The sequence below is a fragment of the Streptomyces sp. SID14478 genome, assembly GCF_010548525.1.
Lineage (GTDB): Bacteria > Actinomycetota > Actinomycetes > Streptomycetales > Streptomycetaceae > Streptomyces.
In genome coordinates, this window is the sequence record NZ_JAAGMG010000610.1 from 1 (window position 1) to 3,286 (window position 3,286).

4 protein-coding genes are annotated in these 3,286 nt (G+C 70.8%); all 4 read left to right on the forward strand.

Annotated features, from left to right (window positions below; translation table 11 throughout):
* Positions 1 to 517, forward strand: a 517-nt coding sequence (locus G3I40_RS20140) for a polyketide synthase dehydratase domain-containing protein (protein ID WP_164303534.1), incomplete at its 5' end; no start/stop codon positions are given.
* Between the two features lie 13 nt (positions 518 to 530).
* Complete coding sequence (locus G3I40_RS20145; RefSeq protein WP_164303535.1) at positions 531 to 1,412, forward strand: ACP S-malonyltransferase; 882 nt, start codon at positions 531 to 533, stop codon at positions 1,410 to 1,412.
* A 5-nt stretch (positions 1,413 to 1,417) separates the two neighbouring features.
* Positions 1,418 to 2,728, forward strand: coding sequence for an FAD-dependent oxidoreductase (locus G3I40_RS20150; RefSeq protein WP_164303536.1), 1,311 nt, complete (start codon positions 1,418 to 1,420; stop codon positions 2,726 to 2,728).
* Between the two features lie 52 nt (positions 2,729 to 2,780).
* The coding region (locus G3I40_RS20155) for a hypothetical protein (protein ID WP_164303537.1) at positions 2,781 to 3,286 on the forward strand (506 nt) is incomplete at its 3' end.

Sequence of the window (3,286 nt, forward strand, 5' to 3'; positions counted from 1 at the left end):
CGCGGTCGCGGCCCCGCCCGCCGCGCCCGCCGGCGCCCGCAGGCAGCACCGGCGGGAGGTCTACGACACCTTCCGGCGGCTCGGCTACGACTACGGCGCACCGCTGCGCGGCGTGCGCTGGGCCGAGGTCGGCCCCGGCGCGGTGCGGGCCTTCCTCCACGTCGACCAGGACTGGGGGTACGGCCTGTCGCCCGCGCTGCTCGACTGCGGGATGCAGCTGTCCATCCTGCTGGCCGCCGAAGAGGCGGCGGGCGGGCCCGTGTTCGTCCCCTACCACCTGGGGCGGCTGAGCGTGGTCCGCGCCCCGCGGGACGAGGCGGTGTACTGCCACTGCGTGGTCAGGCCCGGCGGCTCGCAGCGGACGCGGATGTACGACTTCTTCTTCACCGACGAGCACGGCGACGTCCTGGTGGCCCTGGAGGAAGTGGTGTCCGTGGCCATCGACGCGAAGGGCGCCGGCGCCCCGGCACCAGGGCCGGCCGCGGCAGCGCCCTTCACCGTCGTCGAACTGAACTGACGGGGGCGCGGTGATGGCCAGCGACATCCTGATGTTCCCCGGGCAGGGCTCACAGCGACTGGGCATGGGCGCCGACGTGTTCGACGCGTATCCCGAGCTGTGCGACCGGGCCGACGAGACCGTCGGCTACTCCCTGCGCGAACTGTGCCTGCAGGACCCGCACGCGCTGCTCAACGAGACCTCGTACACCCAGCAGGCGATCTACTTCGTCAGCTGTCTGATGTACCTGGCCCACGTCGAGCGGCACGGGGACGGGCCCGTGCGGTGCCTGACCGGCCACAGCCTGGGCCTGTACCCGGCGCTCTTCGCGGCCGGCGTCTTCGACCTCTTCGAGGGCCTGGAGATCGTCTCCCGGCGCGGCGCCCTCATGCAGGAGGCACGCGGCGGAGCGATGGTCGCAGTCCTCGGACCCCAGGCGCACGACATCGACGAGCACCTCGTCCAGCTGGAGTTCTTCGACGTGGACGTGGCCAACTACAACAGCCCCGAACAAGTCGTCCTCAGCGCCGCGAAGCCGCGCCTGGACGAACTGGTGCCGCGCCTCGAAGAGATCGGCCACCGCTGTGTGTGGCTGCCGGTCAGCGGGGCCTTCCACTCCCGGCACATGGAGCAGGCCCGGCGCGCGTTCGCGCTGTTCCTGCGCGACCGGGAGTTCGCGCCGCCCACCAAGACCGTCGTCTCCACGACGAGCGGCCGCACGCTGGGCGCCGCACACCTGCTGGAGGAGATGGTCTTCCAGCTCGTGAAGCCGGTCCGGTGGTGGCAGACCGCAACCCATCTGGCCCGTACGGGACACAGGACCTTCGACGAGATCGGCCCCGGCAGGGTGCTGACCAAATTGAGCGCAGAGATCCTCGGCGACGCATCCGCGCCGCAGACCGAGTCCAGGAAGTGATGACCGTGGAATCAGCAAACAGCAGGATCGCCGTGATCGGTGGCGGCGGCTCCGGTGCCGTCGCGGCCTGGCAGTTGTCCCAGAAGTACGACGTCACGCTCTTCGAGGCGGGCGAGTACCTGGGCGGGCACGCCTACAGCCACCCCGTCGAGACGGACCAGGGCACCCTCCACGTGGACATGGGCGTGGAGCACTTCAACGAGAAGCTCTCGCCCAACCTGTTCCGGGTGCTGACCGACTTCGGCATCGGCACCTACGTCGCCCCGTCGTCCGTGCACGTGGACTTCCCCGGCGAGCGGCAGACGTGGAACAACCTCGACTTCCTCGGGGCGCTGCGCGAGGAGCTGCACGAGGAGTTCGACCGCTTCCACCTGGAGATGAACCAGCTGCCCCACTCGGGCGACGACTCGTACAAGTCCATGAGCATCGGCGAGTACCTGGACAAGAACGGGTACTCCAAGGCGTTCAAGTACCAGGCGATGAACCCCATCCTGAGCATCTACTCGGGCTGCCACGCGCCGTCGCTCGACTACAACCTCATGTACGTCGCCCTGTCGTTCAGCATGAACCTGCTCTCCTTCTTCGCCCCCGGCTACTGGCGCAAGGCACAGGGCGGCATCCACGGCTACCTGGCCCGCATCGAGAGCGAGCTGGGCGACCGCATCCACCTGAACACGCCCGTCGAGTCCGTCGTGCCGACGGAGTCCGGCGCCACGGTGGTGGCCGGCGGGCAGGAGTACACGTTCGACCAGGTCGTGTTCGCCACGCACGCGGACGTGACGCTGTCGCTGCTGCGCACGGCCGACCCCGAGTACCAGGAGCTGCTCGGCGACTTCGCGTACGTGCCGGTCGAGAGCGTGCTGCACCGGGACGAGAGCTGGCTGAGCACTGTGGGCCGCAACGCCTACTGCCAGTTCCGGATGCCGGACGACTTCGAACTCGCCCGCGCCGAGGAGCAGATGGGCAGCCTCACCCGCAACTGCAACGTGCTCTTCCCCTACCGCAACGCCGGGTTCCCCATCCTGATCACCTTCGACCCGCAGGAGGAGGTGGACCCCGCGCAGGTCATCGTCCGGCGCAAGTGGAAGCTGCCCCAGCTGCGTCCCGTGGACGTGGGCCGCAAGAAGCGGCTGAGCCGGATCCAGGGCCGCGACAACCTCTGGTTCTGCGGCACCGACACCAGCGTGACCGGGCACGAGGGGGCGATCGTCTCCGGCATGGTCATCGCCGACCGCCTCGGCGTCCCCTACCCCTTCCCGGACGACGCGCCGGCCCTCGGCCAGTTCCGCGGCATCAAGGAGTTCATGGGCGTGTGAGCCCACGTCCGCCGGCCTGTCCCGACCTCACTTTCTCTCACGGGGATGACCCATGGAATCGCTAGCCCCTCGGTACACCGACCTCGCCGTCCCGGACGCCTCCGGCGAGCCGGCCGGCACCACAGTGGTGGTCACCGACCGGGAGGACGTCGCGGCCGCGGCCCGCACCCTCGGCACCGAGTGCTGGTACGCCGATCCCGCCACGCTGGGCGAGGACCGGCTCGGGCAGGAACTGGAGCGGCACGCCGCCCGGGCCACCACCCTGGTGGTGGCCTGGGGCGACGGGCCGTCCGGCGGCACCCCCGCGTACGGCCCGGCGGTGCGGTACGCCCGCGCCGGGCTCGTCCTGCTGCAGGCGGTACGCGCGGCAGGGCGCCGCATCCACCTCGTCACCCTCTCCCGCACGGACGACGTACTGCCCGCGCTGCTCGACGGCATGGCCCGCACGGCCGCGCTCGAATGCCCGCTCGTGCACACGGCCGTCACGTACGAAGGCCCCGTCACCGCAGCGCGGCTGCGCGCGTGGATCGCGGCCGGCGCCGCCCGCCCGGGGGCGCG

Coding starts and splice junctions, on each gene's coding strand:
- G3I40_RS20145 (WP_164303535.1), top strand. CDS start 531: ATGGCCAGCGACATCCTGATGTTCCCCGGGCAGGGCTCACAGCGACTG.